The following is a 662-nucleotide window of genomic DNA, read 5'->3' as shown; positions in this document are numbered from 1 at the left end:
TAGTGGTGAGCGATCATTCTTTGGCTTACCATCAAATAAGCGAATCCATTTGGATACAAGATTTGTATTCAATCCATGTTGCAAAGCGACCGAAGCAATTGAAACGTCAGGTGCTTTACAAGCCTGAACGATCTGCTGTTTAAATTCAGCACTGTATGTTCTTCGTTTTTTCGCTAGAGATGCGATGGATGTCTGATTATTTGTCGTCATAAATTTAAGTCCCCACTTGTTTTTAAGTGGGGACTAAATTAAGGCTTATAGGATGAATTCATAAGGTGTGTTCAGCGGACGCTTACAAAGTATCACTATCTATGCTGTTTTGAATATGACTCAACATTAGATAATATTTTAAGAAAAAAATAAGGTAAGCGTCCGCTGAATCCCATACCAATTTTAATTCGATTTAGGTTTCCAGCAGTGTGGCAGTAACTCTTCAATCTGGGTCACTTTATGTGTCGGCAGCCTTTTCAGCACATCACTTAAATAGGCATACGGATCCAAGCCATTCAGCTTTGCTGACTGGATTAACGTCATGATGTTTGCCGCTCGCTGACCACTGCGCAGCGAACCTGCAAACAGCCAGTTCTTGCGCCCCAACGCCCAGGGACGCATCTGATTCTCGACCCAATTATTGCAAATAGGTAGATTGCCATCATCCAGAT

General features: G+C 41.7%; 2 protein-coding genes. Both read right to left on the bottom strand.

What is annotated here, in order from left to right; translation table 11 throughout:
* A partial coding sequence (locus tag BJN41_RS15045; RefSeq protein ID WP_141730377.1) for a transposase occupies nt 1–210 on the bottom strand: 210 nt, incomplete at its 3' end.
* A gap of 183 nt (nt 211–393) precedes the next feature.
* Nucleotides 394–662, bottom strand: a 269-nt coding sequence (locus tag BJN41_RS14045; RefSeq protein WP_031970042.1) for a transposase domain-containing protein, incomplete at its 5' end; no start/stop codon positions are given.

The sequence above is a fragment of the Acinetobacter towneri genome, from assembly GCF_001758345.1.
Lineage (GTDB): Bacteria > Pseudomonadota > Gammaproteobacteria > Pseudomonadales > Moraxellaceae > Acinetobacter > Acinetobacter towneri_A.
The sequence above is the reverse complement of the archived record's forward strand: the minus strand, read 5'-3'. Positions and strand labels throughout refer to the sequence as shown.